The sequence below is a fragment of the Exiguobacterium sp. SH0S7 genome, assembly GCF_004337195.1.
GTDB classification, from domain to species: Bacteria; Bacillota; Bacilli; order Exiguobacteriales; family Exiguobacteriaceae; genus Exiguobacterium; species Exiguobacterium aurantiacum_A.
Window position 1 is genome coordinate 1 of the sequence record NZ_SJVA01000034.1, and the last position, 679, is coordinate 679.

A 679-nucleotide genomic window follows, 5' to 3' on the forward strand; every position below is an offset into this window, starting at 1 on the left:
CATTCGGGGTTTTTCGTATACGCACGAATCGCTATAATGAACCTATTCATTTAGACGGGAGAAACAACCATGAGCAAAATCATTTTCAATATCCATCAAATTGATCAGCTTGAGTCGAACCCGAACGTTTCGTCGGTTTCAGAACGCTCGATCCAATACACCGGTGAATTCAAAATAAAGGCCGTGCTTGAAAACATGGACGGCAAGGGACCCCGGCAGATCTTCACGGAGGCTGGATTCGACCTGACGGTAATTGGGAACAGGAAGGCGAAGTCCGCGTTGGAACGATGGCGCCGAACATATCGAAAAGACGGGGAAGACGGTCTCCTGAACGACAAACGTGGAAAGGCTCTGGGAGGTGGACGCCCGAAAACAGACGAGTCGATGGAGAGACGGTTAGCGAAGGCAGAGGCAAGAATCAAGTACCTGACGGCAGAGAATGAACTCTTAAAAAAGCTAGAGAAGTTAGAAGGGCAGGCGAAACATACGAACTGACACCAGCAGCGAAATATCAGGCCATCAACACCGTCATCCGCATCGCACAGCTGAAGTACCTCGTCCGCCCACTATGTGAGATCGCCGGCGTGAGCCGGAGTGGCTATTACGCCTGGTTGAACCGTGCCGAGGCGGAGTCCCTCCGGGAAGAGCGTGATTACCTAGACGCGACACTCCTCAAGCA

Annotated in this window: 1 protein-coding gene; it reads left to right on the forward strand. The window is 51.8% G+C overall.

The window, feature by feature from the left end:
• Nucleotides 1-69 precede the first annotated feature (69 nt).
• Nucleotides 70-495, forward strand: a complete 426-nt coding sequence (locus EVJ22_RS15260) for an HTH domain-containing protein (RefSeq protein WP_071397349.1) — start codon at nucleotides 70-72, stop codon at nucleotides 493-495.
• Nucleotides 496-679 lie beyond the last annotated feature (184 nt).

Bases quoted from the DNA above. Each gene is read 5' to 3' on its own strand.
- EVJ22_RS15260 (WP_071397349.1), top strand. From the start codon at position 70: ATGAGCAAAATCATTTTCAATATCCATCAAATTGATCAGCTTGAGTCG.